Source organism: Maccoyibacter intestinihominis, assembly GCF_040096355.1.
Lineage (GTDB): Bacteria > Bacillota > Clostridia > Lachnospirales > Lachnospiraceae > Maccoyibacter > Maccoyibacter intestinihominis.
On record NZ_JBBMEX010000016.1, the window covers coordinates 40571 to 54364 of the forward strand.

At 38.3% G+C, this 13794-nt stretch carries 13 protein-coding genes and 1 tRNA gene; 10 read left to right on the forward strand and 4 right to left on the reverse strand.

What is annotated here, in order from left to right:
* Positions 1-7: 7 nt before the first annotated feature.
* The 4 genes from WMO43_RS13120 to rpmH are packed head-to-tail and all read right to left on the reverse strand — an operon-like array spanning position 8 to position 2059.
* Positions 8-1294 carry a YidC/Oxa1 family membrane protein insertase gene (locus WMO43_RS13120; protein ID WP_177962257.1) on the reverse strand — a complete coding sequence of 429 codons (1287 nt, stop codon included), beginning with the start codon at positions 1292-1294 and terminating at the stop codon, positions 8-10.
* A 15-nt stretch (positions 1295-1309) separates the two neighbouring features.
* Positions 1310-1519, reverse strand: a complete 210-nt coding sequence (gene yidD, locus WMO43_RS13125) for a membrane protein insertion efficiency factor YidD (protein ID WP_353531489.1) — start codon at positions 1517-1519, stop codon at positions 1310-1312.
* The gene (gene rnpA, locus WMO43_RS13130; RefSeq protein ID WP_353531499.1) at positions 1516-1869 is read right to left on the reverse strand and encodes a ribonuclease P protein component; all 354 of its coding nucleotides are present in this window, start codon (positions 1867-1869) and stop codon (positions 1516-1518) included. Before rnpA ends, yidD begins: the two co-directional genes overlap by 4 nt.
* 55 nt (positions 1870-1924) lie before the next feature.
* Positions 1925-2059, reverse strand: a complete 135-nt coding sequence (gene rpmH, locus WMO43_RS13135; RefSeq protein WP_353531490.1) for a 50S ribosomal protein L34 — start codon at positions 2057-2059, stop codon at positions 1925-1927.
* 392 nt (positions 2060-2451) lie between these two features.
* On the opposite strand from rpmH, the gene dnaA reads away from it, so the two are divergent.
* The 10 genes from dnaA to WMO43_RS13185 all read left to right on the forward strand — a co-directional run bounded on the left by dnaA (position 2452) and on the right by WMO43_RS13185 (position 13616).
* Entirely contained in the window at positions 2452-3804 is a 1353-nt protein-coding gene (gene dnaA, locus WMO43_RS13140; RefSeq protein WP_353531500.1) for a chromosomal replication initiator protein DnaA, read from the forward strand.
* Positions 3805-3991: 187 nt separating this feature from the next.
* Positions 3992-5104 carry a DNA polymerase III subunit beta gene (dnaN, locus tag WMO43_RS13145; protein WP_353531491.1) on the forward strand — a complete coding sequence of 371 codons (1113 nt, stop codon included), beginning with the start codon at positions 3992-3994 and terminating at the stop codon, positions 5102-5104.
* Positions 5105-5119: 15 nt separating this feature from the next.
* A complete protein-coding gene (locus tag WMO43_RS13150) occupies positions 5120-5335 on the forward strand; it encodes an RNA-binding S4 domain-containing protein (RefSeq protein ID WP_177963623.1) in 216 nt (71 codons plus the stop codon).
* The gene (gene recF, locus WMO43_RS13155; protein WP_353531492.1) at positions 5326-6432 is read left to right on the forward strand and encodes a DNA replication/repair protein RecF; all 1107 of its coding nucleotides are present in this window, start codon (positions 5326-5328) and stop codon (positions 6430-6432) included. Before WMO43_RS13150 ends, recF begins: the two co-directional genes overlap by 10 nt.
* Positions 6422-8338: a DNA topoisomerase (ATP-hydrolyzing) subunit B gene (gene gyrB, locus WMO43_RS13160; protein WP_353531493.1), complete on the forward strand. Its 1917-nt coding sequence runs from the start codon at positions 6422-6424 to the stop codon at positions 8336-8338. The genes recF and gyrB overlap by 11 nt, the downstream gene beginning before the upstream one ends.
* A gap of 23 nt (positions 8339-8361) precedes the next feature.
* Entirely contained in the window at positions 8362-10899 is a 2538-nt protein-coding gene (gyrA, locus tag WMO43_RS13165; protein WP_353531494.1) for a DNA gyrase subunit A, read from the forward strand.
* Positions 10900-10987: 88 nt separating this feature from the next.
* Positions 10988-11881 (forward strand): putative ABC transporter permease, encoded by an 894-nt coding sequence (locus WMO43_RS13170; protein WP_353531495.1) that lies wholly within the window; start codon positions 10988-10990, stop codon positions 11879-11881.
* Entirely contained in the window at positions 11865-12710 is an 846-nt protein-coding gene (locus WMO43_RS13175) for a fumarate hydratase (protein WP_353531496.1), read from the forward strand. The genes WMO43_RS13170 and WMO43_RS13175 overlap by 17 nt, the downstream gene beginning before the upstream one ends.
* Before the next feature lie 63 nt (positions 12711-12773).
* Positions 12774-13334, forward strand: a complete 561-nt coding sequence (locus WMO43_RS13180; protein WP_353531497.1) for a Fe-S-containing hydro-lyase — start codon at positions 12774-12776, stop codon at positions 13332-13334.
* Between the two features lie 193 nt (positions 13335-13527).
* Positions 13528-13616: transfer RNA gene (locus WMO43_RS13185), tRNA-Ser, on the forward strand.
* The last annotated feature ends 178 nt before the right edge of the window (positions 13617-13794 follow it).

Here is a 13794-nt window from a genome sequence, read left to right on the forward strand (position 1 = left end):
CTGCCCCCTATTTTTCCTGCCTTTTACCTTCGTTAAATTCGCGAACTAAATTTGCTTTCGCTGCCATACTGTCTGCTTTTACATGTTTCTTCTTCTCATCAGCTTCTTTTAACTTCTCTTCTTTTTCTTTTGAAGAAGCCTCATAACTGATATTCTTTGTTTTGATCTTAGCAGCTTTCTTCATGTCTTCCTCAGAAATTCCGAGTTTTTCACGTTTCTTCTTCATCTTTTCCTGATTCTTGGCAATAATGTCATTTAAATCAATTTTTTCCATATGTTTATTGATGAAGAACTGCTGTACTGCACGAAATACTGCGGCTGAAATCCAGTAAATACCAAGACCTACAGGAACCGTAAAACACATAACAAATGAGAACAACGGCATAATGATATTCATTGTTTTCATCTGAGCTGCCATTGCATCGGTACTAGAATCACCTGTCTGTGTCTGCTGTGGCTGAGGCATCATCTTAATGTTAATCACCTGTGTTACATAAGAGATAATCGGGATCAATAAAGCTCCGATCAACATCAGCCATGAATGGGATGCAAAACTGGACTTAATTGTGGATAATGGTGAATCCGCAATATTTAAACCTAAAAAGGTAACCATTGGCTCTACCTGATCATGTGTTGTCTGGATCAGATCTGTTAAAGAACCGAATTTGTCCTGTAAAAAGTTCCATCCGTCAGAAGGCATTTTATAAAGAACATCTACGATATTATTCTTTACAGCCGTTGTGTCCTTTGCAGAAAAATCAACCATCTTGGATGTAAGATTGTTAATTTTTCCGGCATCCACATAATCTGTTAAAATTTTATCAAATCCATCCGTCGTATAAATTGCATTGACCAGATTTGAAAATACACCTTTTACACCGTTTACATAAGCCGGTACGTTAATGATTACACGATATAATGCTAACAGGATCGGGAATGTAATGAATAACTGTAAACAGGTTCCCGAAGGTGATACTCCGTATTTGTTATACACTTCCTGAGTCTCTTCACCCATCTTCTGTCTTGAAACAGCATCTGTTTTATTCTTATACTTCTTCTGAATTGCCTGAAGCTCCGGCTGCATCTTCTGTGACAGCTTTGAAAATTTCTGCTGCTTGATCGTCAGCGGAAGCATACACAGGTAAATGATCATTGTCAAAATGATGATCGTCAGACCAATATCCTGGATTCCTATTTTATCCAGCACGATATAAATACCGTTCATTACCCAGCCTAACAGCTTTGCGATTGGTCCGAGGATTGCACCTGAATATTGTGTTAAAATAATATCCATGAAAAACCTCCTACGCTATGGAACAGGATCATATCCACCTTTTGAAAAAGGATTACATCTCAATATTCGCCATGCCGCTAAAGCACCGCCCTTAAAAGCTCCGTACTTTTCCACTGCTTCTAAACCATAAGTAGAACAGGTCGGATAATAAGGACATTTTGTTTTCTTTAACGGAGATAAATATTTTCTATAAAATTTAATTAAAGTAATTAAAATTTTTTTCAAAATGATTCCATCTTCTTTTTCGTTATTTTGTGAAGACCTCCAAGATGCATCAAAGCACTCTCTATCTGATGAAACCCAACCTCTTTTGCCGATGCCCTTGCGATGATTACAATGTCCCAACCACTATGGAACATGTCTTCCTGCAATCTGTAACTTTCTCTGATTAATCTTGTTAAATGATGTCTTATAACACTATTTCCTACTTTTTTACTAACTGATATTCCAATACGGTTTCTTTCTGTATGATTTTCTAAAATGTACATGACCAGGTATTTGTTTGCATAAGACTTACCCAGCCTGTACACCTTTTGAAAATCTCTGTTTTTTTTCAATGACTCCGAAAATTGCATTGTCACATATCCTCTTAAAATAATTAAAATAAGAAGAAAGACCACGAAGCGTGGCCTATGCTGATAATTTTTTTCTTCCTTTTAATCTTCTTGCAGCCAATACTTTTCTTCCGCCTGCTGTGCTCATTCTTTTTCTAAAACCATGCACTTTAGATCTCTGTCTCTTTTTTGGTTGATAAGTCATCTTCATAAGTATCCACCTCCTCTATGTTAAAAAACATCTCTTCAATTATAACAAAAATGTGCTCTAAGTCAAGCTATTACGGCATTTTTTTATAATTAGAAATTTTTACCTACTATATATATAAGGAAGAAACTCATACCCACAAGATATAGTTATTCACTTTTTATCCAATGAATATCCACATGTTGAAAACCTGTCTATAAAATGTGGATATAAACTGTATAAGACGTTTATAACGTTCCCTGCTATCCCCTATACGCCTCCATTTTTTTCATTGATTATTTAGGCGATATAGTTTATTATAGTAAGTGTGGATTTTTTTAGGACAGACTTATTTCCTATTATATACATAATAAAATCCACAGACTAAAAAGTTATTGGAGATTTATATGGAACAAATAGAACAGATTATTGAAAAATGGGATGAAATCTTAAATACGGTAAAAGAAGAACATGAGATTTCCGAAGTTTCTTTCAATACATGGTTAAAACCTCTCTCTGTCTTTGCTGTAGAGAATAACAAATTATATATCTTAGTACCGGACGAGCAGATTGGACTTAGTTATATCACCAAGAAATTCCTGCTCCCGATTCGTGTGTCGGTTGCAGAGATTACCGGAACCGATTATGAGATTGAGTTTATTCTTCCGGAACAGACAAAGAAAATCAAACCTTATAAAGCAAAAAATATCGGGATGACAGAAAGTGGAGGAACCGGTTCTGCCTTAAATCCAAATTATACTTTTGATACATTTGTCGTTGGAAATAACAATAAGTTAGCATATGCAGCATCTTTAGCTGTAGCAGAATCTCCGGGCGAGGTGTACAACCCTCTCTTCTTATATGGAGGAGTCGGACTTGGCAAGACCCACCTGATGCATTCCATTGCTCACTTTATCCAGACGAACAATCCGAGCATGAAGGTTCTTTATGTATCTTCTGAGATATTTACAAATGAATTGATCGACTCTATTCGTAACGGAAACAATTCCTCGATGAATAAGTTCCGTGATAAATACAGAAATATCGACGTACTGTTGATCGACGATATCCAGTTTATTATAGGTAAGGAAAGTACACAGGAAGAGTTTTTCCACACTTTCAACGAGCTTCATATGGCAAAAAAGGCAATTATCATATCTTCCGATAAGCCACCGAAGGATATGGAAACACTCGAAGAACGTATCCGCTCTCGTTTTGAATGGGGACTGATCACCGATATCGGTTCTCCGGACTATGAGACGAGAATGGCTATTTTAAGAAGAAAAAAAGATATGGATGACTTTGAATTGGATGATGAAATCTTAGATTACATTGCAACCAATATCAAATCCAATATCCGTGAGCTGGAAGGTGCCTTAAATAAATTACTGGCATACTCTAACTTAGAACACAAGCAGATTACCATGGAAGTTGCAATTGAAGAATTACAAAACATCATTTCACCGGATAAGCCAAAGGAGATCACACCACAGCTTATCATTGATGTTGTCTGCGAACATTTTGGAATTACCTTAGACCAGATCAAATCCAAAAGCAGAAGTAACGATATTGCAAAGCCAAGACAGATTGCCATGTACCTGTCTAAGAATATGACGGATGCATCCTTAGATAGTATCGGTTCTCTTTTAGGAGGCAGAGACCACTCTACCATTATCCATGGAATTAATAAGATTACGGATGAGTACGAATCGAACGAAAATATCCACAATTCCATCGATACCATAAAGAAAAAGATCAACCCGAATTAAGTTATTCACAAATCATCCGGTTGGAATCTACAGAGTTTTCACAGGGTTATGAAGTTCATAATTTTCTTTAAGCCCTTGATTTTTCAAGCCTTAGAGAGTTATTCACTTATTAACACCCTCTACGAAGAAGACTTTTAATTATTAAATTATATTATATATTTATAGGCAGGAAGGAGTTATTCACAAAATGAAATTAATCTGTTCCAAATCGAATTTATTGTATGGTGTTAATACTGTATCAAAAGCAGTTCCTACCAGAACTACGATGGCAATATTAGAATGCATTTTAATAGATGCTTCTTCAAATGAAATTAAATTAACTGCAAATGATATGGAACTTGGAATTGAGACTGTAATAGACGGTACTATAGAAGAAAACGGAATCATTGCGTTAGATGCAAAGATCTTTTCCGATATCGTAAGAAAACTTCCGGATAATGATGTTGTGATCGAAACGGACGACAGCTTTAAGACAACCATTACCTGTGAAAAAGCAAAGTTCAATATTGTTGGTAAATCAGGAGAAGATTTTTCCTATATCCCATATATAGAAAGAAAAGAACCGATCACTATGTCTCAGTTTACCTTAAAAGAAGTCATTCGTCAGACCATCTTTTCTATTTCAGACAATGACAACAATAAACTGATGACCGGAGAATTGTTTGAGATCAATGAAAACCAGCTTAAGGTGGTATCCTTAGACGGACACCGTGTGTCTATCAGAAATATACAGTTAAACAGCAGCTACGATTATAAAAAAGTCGTTGTACCGGGAAAGACTTTACAGGAGATCAGCAAGATTATCCCTGGAACAACCGATGAAAATGTGGATATCTTCCTGACAGGCAACCACATTGTGTTTGAATTTAACCGGACAACCGTAGTATCGAGACTGATCGAAGGTGAATATTTAAGAATTGAGCAGATGCTCTCTTCCGATTATGAGACAAAGATCAAGATCAATAAAAGAGAATTATTAAGCTGTATCGACCGTGCAACCCTTTTAGTAAAAGAGGGAGATAAAAAACCGATCATCATGAATGTAACGGAAGGAAATATGGAATTAAAGATCCAGTCCTTTATCGGTTCCATGAATGAAGATATTGATATCGAAAAAGAAGGAAAAGACATTCTGATCGGATTTAATCCAAAATTCTTCATAGATGCACTTCGTGTAATTGACGATGAGGAAGTGACACTTTACATGGTAAATCCGAAAGCACCTTGCTTTATCAAAGATGACCAGGGAAGTTATATTTATCTGATTCTTCCAGTCAACTTTAACAATGTTGCAAATTAAGGAGCCTGTGAACAGATGGAAACAATAAGAATAAAAGATGAATATATAAGACTCGGACAGGCGTTGAAGTTAGCAGGTCTGGTGGGTTCCGGCGTTGATGCAAAGATGGTCATACAGGACGGGCTTGTAAAAGTCAACGGTGAGACCGAGTATCAGCGTGGAAAAAAACTCCACGACAAAGATGTAGTAACTTACGAAGGAGAATCTTTTCAAGTAGAGACATGTTTATAAAATCCATAGAGTTGAACCAGTTTCGCAATTATGAGAATCTTAATCTTCAGTTTGACAATGGAACCAATATTTTATATGGCGACAATGCACAGGGAAAAACAAATGTCTTAGAAGCAGTCTGTGTCAGCGGGACAACAAAGTCACACAGAGGAAGCAAAGACAAAGAGATGATCCGGTTTGGGATGGAGGAATCCCATATTAAGACAGTTGTGGAAAAGAAAAATATGGAGTATCAGATAGACATCCATATGAAACGCCATAAGACAAAGGGGATTGCCGTAAATAAGATTCCTTTGAAAAAGGCAAGCGAACTGTTTGGAATATTAAACATTGTACTTTTTTCACCGGAGGACTTAAACATCATCAAAAACGGTCCTTCCGAGCGTAGAAGATTCTTAGATTCCGAACTTTGTCAGTTAGATAAAATATATCTTTCTGATTTAGCAAAATATAATAAGATCTTAAATCAGAGGAACAAACTTCTAAAAGACATGATCTATCGTCCTGACTTAAAAGAGACACTTCCTATCTGGGATGAACAGTTACTGGAATACGGCAGGCGGATAATCAGACGAAGAAAGACATTTATAGACGAGTTAAACGAAATCGTCTATGAACTTCATAGAAATATTTCAGGAAGTAAAGAAACATTAATACTAAAATACGAACCAAATATAGATGATGCATTTTTTCAGGACGAGCTGAACCGTGCAAAAGAAAAAGACCTGCGTTACTGCCAGACTTCGGTAGGACCACATCGGGATGATATGTTATTTGATGTATCGGGAATAGATATCCGTAAATATGGTTCCCAGGGGCAGCAGAGAACGAGTGCGCTTTCTTTAAAATTAGCAGAGATAGAGCTTGTGAAAAAAAGTATTCATGAGACACCGGTTCTTTTACTGGATGATGTATTATCAGAACTTGACAGCAACAGACAGAATTATCTGCTGAACAGCATCCATGACATCCAGACAATTATAACTTGTACAGGACTGGATGAATTTATTCGTAACCGATTTGAAATAAACAAGGTATTTAAAGTAATAGATGGCAGTATTTTTGCATGTGAACAGGAGGATTTCAATGAGCACTGAATACGGAGCAGACCAAATACAAATTTTAGAGGGACTCGAAGCAGTCCGCAAAAGACCGGGTATGTACATTGGAAGTACCTCGTCCAGAGGACTTCATCATTTAGTGTATGAGATTGTAGATAATGCGGTCGATGAAGCCTTAGCAGGATACTGTGACAAAATAGAAGTAACGATCAACGAAGATAATTCCATTACAGTCGAAGATGATGGTAGGGGAATACCGGTAGATATCAATCACAAAGCAGGAAAATCAGCACTTGAAGTCGTATATACCGTATTACATGCCGGAGGAAAATTCGGCGGCGGAGGATACAAAGTATCCGGAGGACTTCATGGAGTAGGTGCATCGGTAGTAAATGCGTTATCCACAACGCTCTGTGTAGAAGTTTATAAAGAGGGAAAAATTTACTTCCAGAGTTATCATATCGGAAAACCGGATGAAGACGTAAAAGTGATCGGAACCTGTGAAGAAGATAAGCATGGAACAAAAGTTACATTCCATCCGGACCCGGATATCTTTGAAGAAACAGTTTATGATTATGATACCTTAAAACAGCGACTTCGCGAGACGGCATTTTTAACAAAGGGACTTCGTATCATCCTAAAAGATTTAAGAGAAGATCCTGTCAGGGAACATGATTTCCACTATGCCGGAGGAATCAAAGAATTTGTAACTTATCTGAATAAGAGTAAAGAATCACTTTATCCTGAGGTCATCTATTGTGAGGGAACAAAGGATAACGTCTATGTAGAAGTGGCAATGCAGCATAATGACTCCTACAACGATGCTTCTTACAGTTTTGTAAATAACATCATTACGCCGGAAGGTGGTACACATCTGACCGGATTCCGTAATGCTTTAACAAAAACCTTTAATGCTTATGCAAGAGATAATAAGATCTTAAAGGACAGTGATGCACAGCTTTCAGGAGATGATATCCGCGAAGGTTTAACAGCAATCATCAGTATCAAGATAGAAGAACCGCAGTTTGAAGGACAGACCAAGCAGAAACTTGGAAACAGCGAAGCAAGAGGAGCTGTAGACAGTATCGTCAGCGAGCAGCTTACTTATTTCTTAGAGCAGAATCCGGCAATTGCCAAAACAATCTGTGAAAAATCGCTGCTTGCGCAGCGGGCAAGAGAAGCAGCAAGAAAAGCCCGTGATCTGACCAGAAGAAAGACAGCATTAGAAGGCATGTCACTTCCGGGAAAACTTGCCGACTGCTCAGACAAAGATCCAAAGAATTGCGAAATCTATATCGTAGAGGGAGATTCCGCCGGTGGTTCAGCAAAGACAGCCAGAAGCCGTTCAACACAGGCAATCCTTCCGCTTCGCGGTAAGATCTTAAACGTAGAAAAAGCAAGATTAGATAAAATATACGGAAATGCAGAAATCAAAGCCATGATCACAGCATTCGGAACAGGAATCCATGAAGATTTTGATATATCAAAACTGAGATATCACAAGATCATCATCATGACGGATGCCGATGTCGACGGAGCACATATCAGTACGCTTCTTTTGACATTCCTGTATCGTTTTATGCCGGATTTGATCAAAGAGGGATATGTCTATTTAGCACAGCCGCCTCTTTATAAGATCGAGAAAAATAAAAAAGTCTGGTATGCATACAGTGACGAGCAGTTAAACAATATCCTCACGGAAATCGGACGTGACGGCAACAATAAAATCCAGCGTTATAAAGGATTAGGAGAAATGGATGCAGAACAGTTATGGGAAACAACCATGGATCCGGAGCGGAGAATCTTAAAGAGAGTCATCATGGATGATGAGACATCTTCCGAAATAGACTTAACCTTTACCACTCTGATGGGAGATAAAGTAGAGCCAAGACGTGAATTTATCGAGGCAAATGCAAAATATGTAAAGAATCTTGATGTATAGATAACAAGAGGAGTTATTAGAAAATGGATGATAAGATATTTGATCAGGTTCATGATATAGACCTGAAAAAAACAATGGAAACCTCTTATATAGACTATGCAATGAGCGTTATCGCTTCCCGTGCATTGCCTGATGTAAGAGACGGTTTAAAACCGGTACAGAGAAGAGTTCTGTATTCCATGATCGAATTAAATAACGGACCGGACAAGCCGCATCGTAAATGTGCGCGTATTGTCGGAGATACCATGGGTAAATACCATCCGCATGGTGACAGTTCCATTTATGGAGCACTTGTCAACATGGCACAGGAATGGTCGACACGTTATCCACTTGTAGACGGACATGGTAACTTTGGTTCTGTGGATGGCGACGGTGCTGCAGCAATGCGTTATACCGAAGCACGTTTGAGTAAAATTTCCATGGAGATGCTTGCGGATATCAATAAAGATACCGTAGACTTCATGCCGAACTTTGATGAGACAGAAAAAGAACCTGTAGTGCTTCCATCCCGTTATCCGAATCTGTTAGTCAACGGAACCACCGGAATTGCTGTAGGAATGGCAACAAACATTCCGCCGCACAACTTAAAAGAAGTCATTGCAGCAGTTGTAAAAATTATCGACAATCAGATATTAGAAGACAGAGAAACAGAATTAGAAGAAATATTAAATATCGTAAAAGGTCCTGATTTTCCAACCGGAGGAATGATCCTTGGAACCACCGGAGTGGAACAGGCATACCGGACAGGACGTGGAAAAGTCCGCGTGCGTGCCGTGACAAATATCGAGCCTATGGCAAACGGAAAGAACAGGATCGTAGTCACAGAGCTTCCATACATGGTAAATAAGGCAAGACTCATAGAAAAGATTGCTGAAATGGTACGCGATAAGCGGATCGATGGAATCACGGATTTAAGAGATGAGTCCAACCGTCAGGGAATGAGAATCTGTATCGAGCTGCGTCGTGATGTCAATGCAAACGTAGTATTAAACCAGTTGTTCAAGCATACCCAGTTACAGGATACTTTTGGAGTCATCATGTTAGCACTTGTCAACAATGAACCAAAAGTCTTAAATCTGAGTGAAATGCTCAACTATTACCTTCTTCATCAGAAGGATGTAGTGACAAGAAGAACAAAATATGAATTAAATAAAGCCGAAGAACGTGCACATATCTTACAGGGATTGCTGATCGCACTTGATAATATCGATGAAGTCATTCAGATCATCCGCTCCAGCCGTACCACACAGGAGGCAAAAGAGCGTTTAGTCGAAAGATTCGGGCTGACCGATGTACAGGCACAGGCAATCGTAGATATGCGTCTGCGTGCACTGACAGGATTAGAAAGAGAAAAATTAGAGACAGAGTATAAAGAACTCATGGAAAAAATTGCAGAATTAAAGGCAATTTTAGCAGATGAGAAAAAATTACTCGGAGTCATCAGAGAAGAAATCATGATTATTTCCGATAAATACGGAGATGAGAGAAGAACCAGCATCGGATTTGATGAATATGATATTTCCATGGAAGATTTAATTCCATTAGAAAATACCGTAGTAACCATGACAAACCTTGGTTACATCAAACGGATGAGTGTCAACAACTTCAAGAGCCAGAATCGCGGTGGAAGAGGAATCAAAGGTATGGATACCATAGATGATGATTACATCGAAGATCTGTTTATGACAACGACACATCATTACCTGATGTTTTTTACCAATACCGGAAAAGTATATCGTATCAAAACATATGAGATACCGGAAGCAAGCCGGACATCGAGAGGAACAGCAATTATCAACATCCTTCAGCTCCAGCCGGGTGAAAAAATATCAGCGGTGATTCCGATAAAAGAATACAAAGAAGACGAATATCTCTTCATGGCAACTAAGAACGGAATCGTAAAAAAGACTTCCATCGTAGAATATGCAAATGTCAGAAAGACAGGACTTGCTGCAATCAATCTGCGTGAAGAAGATGAATTGATAGAAGTTAAGATCACGGATAACCGGAAAGATATCCTGATGGTTACAAAATATGGACAGTGTATCCGTTTCCATGAGACAGATGTCAGAAAAACGGGACGTACCTCCATGGGCGTGATCGGAATGAACTTAACAGCCGGAGATGAAGTAGTAGCAATGCAGCTTCATACGCAGGGCGATTCTTTGATGATCGTTTCTGAAAAAGGTCTTGGAAAATGTACACTGATTTCCGAATTTACGGCACAAAATCGTGGTGGAAAAGGTGTAAAATGTTACAAGATCACAGATAAAACAGGAAATATTATCGGAGCAAAAGCAGTAAACAAAGACAATGAAGTTCTCCTGATCACAACAGAGGGAATCATCATTCGTATTTCCGTAGAAGGCACAGCACTTCTTGGAAGAGTAACTTCCGGTGTCAAACTGATGAATCTGGATGAAGGTGTTACGGTTGCAAGTATGGCAAAAGTAAGAGAAGATAAATCCATAATAGAGAATCAGAATGAAGAAGAGTCCGCAGAAGAGGAATATTCAGAAGAAAATAAGGAAGTTTCCGAGGAAGTTCCAAAGGAAGAGTAACATAAAAAAGTTCCTGCTTGAAAAGCGGGAACTTTTTGAATTTAAAAGAAATATATTTTTTTATAAAAATTTATAAAAAGGAGAAATTATGCCACAGACAATCTATGAAGTATTATGGATATTTATCGTATATGCAGTGATCGGCTGGTGTTCCGAAGTAGCATATGCTGCATTAGATACCGGAAAATTTGTAAACCGCGGATTTTTAAATGGACCATATTGTCCGATCTACGGATTCGGAATCTCATTGGTCATCGTAGTATTAACGCCGCTGAAAGAAAATTTATTGATCCTGTATATCGGTTCCGTGATACTGACCTCAGTCATTGAATACATTACAGGCTACTTATTAGAAAAAGTATTCCACAACAAATGGTGGGATTATTCCGATAAACCATACAACATCAAAGGATACATATGTTTAAAATTCTCACTATTCTGGGGATTTGCCTGCACCTTTATCGTATTGATCCTGCATCCGATCATTTATGGTATCATAAAAATCGTTCCGTTTCTGATAGGAGTTATCATCTTAACTGTAGTGCTTGTATTTTTTGCAATAGACTGCGGAATTACCGTTGCGACCATAATGAAATTTAATGAACGGTTAAAACGGATGAACGAAATAGCCCAGAGAATCCATCATCTGTCCGATGAGGTTGGCGAAAATATCTACGAAAACGTAACAGAAGCTCTTGAGAAAAAAGAAAAATTTGAGGAAGAGCATGAAGAGCAGATCGTAAAGATAGCGGAAAAGAAAGAAAATATCAGATTAGGAGCAGAAGTCCGCAAGATCGAAGGCAGAATGGAAATAGAGCGTCTGAAAGAACAGTACCGGAATATGTTAGAAGAAAAGATCAATGGACATAACCGTTTGATGAAAGCATTCCCGAAAATGACCTCTGACAACCATAACGAGACACTTCAAAGATTAAAAACATATATAGAAAAAAGAGGAAAATCAGATGATAAGAGAAGTTAATGTAAAAGAAATCACAGAAAACATCAAAGAAATGTGTATCGAAGCAAACTATACCCTGTCCCCGGATATGGACAAAGCCATGAAAAAAGCAGCAGAAGAAGAAAAATCCGAACTTGGAACAAAAATACTGAATCAGCTTCAGGAAAACTTAGTGATAGCAGACAGTGAAAAAATACCGATCTGTCAGGATACCGGAATGGCAGTTGTATTTGTGGATATCGGACAGGAAATTCATTTCACGGGTGGACAACTGGAAGAAGCTATCCACGAAGGAGTCCGTCAGGGATACACAGAAGGATATCTTAGAAAATCCGTTGTAAAAGATCCGATTGAACGTGTCAACACAAAAGACAATACCCCTGCCATCATTCATTACAATATCGTTCCGGGAGAAAAAATCAAAATAACCGTTGCACCAAAAGGATTTGGAAGCGAAAACATGAGTCGTATCTTTATGTTAAAGCCGGCAGATGGGATTGAAGGCGTAAAAAATGCAATTTTAACAGCAGTAAAAGATGCCGGACCAAATGCCTGTCCTCCAATGGTTATAGGAGTCGGAATCGGTGGAACATTTGAAAAAAGTGCAATTCTTGCAAAAAAAGCTCTTACCAGAAATTTAGAAGAGCCTTCCGAAATTCCATATGTCAGAGAATTAGAAAAAGAAATGTTAGAAAAGATCAACAGTCTTGGAATCGGACCGGGCGGACTGGGAGGAACAACAACCGCTTTAGCTGTCAACATCAATACCTATCCGACACATATTGCAGGACTGCCGGTAGCTGTAAATATCTGCTGCCATGTAAACCGTCATGTCGTAAGAGAAATCTAACAAATCTGAGAATCCAGTTTAGTATATATTATAGAAGAAAAATAATCAGAGAAGAGGTTGAAGATGGATAAAAGAATAACAACACCGATCACAGAAGAAATAACAAAAGATTTAAAAGCAGGAGATTATGTTTATATAACCGGAACTATCTATGTTGCAAGAGATGCAGCACATAAAAGGATGATAGAAGCCTTAGACCGGGGGGAGCAGCTTCCTATCGAAATAGAAAACGCTACCATATACTATATGGGACCATCACCTGCAAGAGAGGGACGGCCAATCGGTTCTGCCGGACCGACAACAGCAAGCCGGATGGACAAATATGCACCGACGCTTTTAGACCTTGGACAAAAAGCAATGATAGGAAAAGGAAAGAGGACAAAAGAAGTCATAGAAGCCATGAAAAGAAATCATGCAGTCTACTTTGCAGCAATCGGTGGGGCAGGAGCACTTTTGTCAAAATGTATCACAGAATCAGAGATTGTCTGCTATGAGGATTTAGGGGCAGAGGCAATCCGAAAACTGCAGGTCAAAGATTTTCCGGTAATCGTAGTCATAGATTCAGACGGAAATAATCTGTATGAAACAGCTATCCAGGAGTATTGTACATTAAAATTAAGATAAGCCGTATATTTTGGAAAAAACAGGATATTACTAAATAAGAATAAAAACATAAAAACTGTAAAAAAGGCAGCAAGAAAAAAATGTAAAAAAATATACAAAATAGGATTGACAAATAGAAGTTCCTTTAGTACAATAACCTATGCGTCATCAAAACGCAAAAGAAAACAATTTTATCATTGGAAAATGTAAATTCGGAGAAGTACTCAAGTTGGCCGAAGAGGTGCCCCTGCTAAGGGTATAGGTCGGGTAACCGGCGCGAGGGTTCGAATCCCTCCTTCTCCGCTCGGTTTTCTAAAAAATTGTTTTTTTTATGAAAAAACCTGTTGACAAACGCAGAAAGCTGTGATAGGATATAGAAGTTGTCGCGTAAGACAGCAGGACAGAGAACCTTGATAACTGAACAGTGAAATAACCTTGAAAGATTCAGAGAGAATAATTCAAAGAACAGCATCGAAAGATG

Coding starts and splice junctions, on each gene's coding strand:
- WMO43_RS13120 (WP_177962257.1), bottom strand. CDS start 1,294: ATGGATATTATTTTAACACAATATTCAGGTGCAATCCTCGGACCAATC.
- rnpA (WP_353531499.1), bottom strand. CDS start 1,869: ATGCAATTTTCGGAGTCATTGAAAAAAAACAGAGATTTTCAAAAGGTG.
- rpmH (WP_353531490.1), bottom strand. CDS start 2,059: ATGAAGATGACTTATCAACCAAAAAAGAGACAGAGATCTAAAGTGCAT.
- dnaN (WP_353531491.1), top strand. CDS start 3,992: ATGAAATTAATCTGTTCCAAATCGAATTTATTGTATGGTGTTAATACT.
- WMO43_RS13150 (WP_177963623.1), top strand. CDS start 5,120: ATGGAAACAATAAGAATAAAAGATGAATATATAAGACTCGGACAGGCG.
- recF (WP_353531492.1), top strand. CDS start 5,326: ATGTTTATAAAATCCATAGAGTTGAACCAGTTTCGCAATTATGAGAAT.
- gyrB (WP_353531493.1), top strand. CDS start 6,422: ATGAGCACTGAATACGGAGCAGACCAAATACAAATTTTAGAGGGACTC.
- gyrA (WP_353531494.1), top strand. CDS start 8,362: ATGGATGATAAGATATTTGATCAGGTTCATGATATAGACCTGAAAAAA.
- WMO43_RS13170 (WP_353531495.1), top strand. CDS start 10,988: ATGCCACAGACAATCTATGAAGTATTATGGATATTTATCGTATATGCA.
- WMO43_RS13175 (WP_353531496.1), top strand. CDS start 11,865: ATGATAAGAGAAGTTAATGTAAAAGAAATCACAGAAAACATCAAAGAA.
- WMO43_RS13180 (WP_353531497.1), top strand. CDS start 12,774: ATGGATAAAAGAATAACAACACCGATCACAGAAGAAATAACAAAAGAT.